This window comes from Mesorhizobium sp. M5C.F.Ca.ET.164.01.1.1, assembly GCF_004792125.1.
GTDB classification, from domain to species: Bacteria; Pseudomonadota; Alphaproteobacteria; order Rhizobiales; family Rhizobiaceae; genus Mesorhizobium; species Mesorhizobium wenxiniae.
In genome coordinates, this window is the sequence record NZ_SRTG01000590.1 from 1 (window position 1) to 285 (window position 285).

General features: G+C 64.2%; 1 protein-coding gene. It reads right to left on the bottom strand.

Annotation, left to right across the window (positions count from 1 at the left end):
• Positions 1 to 11: 11 nt before the first annotated feature.
• On the bottom strand, positions 12 to 285 hold a 274-nt coding region (locus EN807_RS34890; protein ID WP_135938113.1), incomplete at its 5' end, for a transposase.

Here is a 285-nt window from a genome sequence, read left to right on the forward strand (position 1 = left end):
CTCGATTGCGGTTAAGCCGCAGATGGTGCCCTGTATTGTTGTCCCGATTGCAGCATTGCCCAGATGACGCGGGCGGTCTTGGCCGCTTGAGCCACGACCGCGACCTTAACCGGTCGCCTGGCCAGTAGGCCGCGAATCCAGGGCGATCCTCTGTCGGGCTTGGCCCTGACCTGACGCAGCCACGAACTGGCGCCGAGAATGAGCAGCCTTCGCAGGTCCCTGTCGCCAGCGCGGCTGATATGGCCGGTCGACTTGTGCTTGCCGCCGGTATCATGGCTCTTGCGG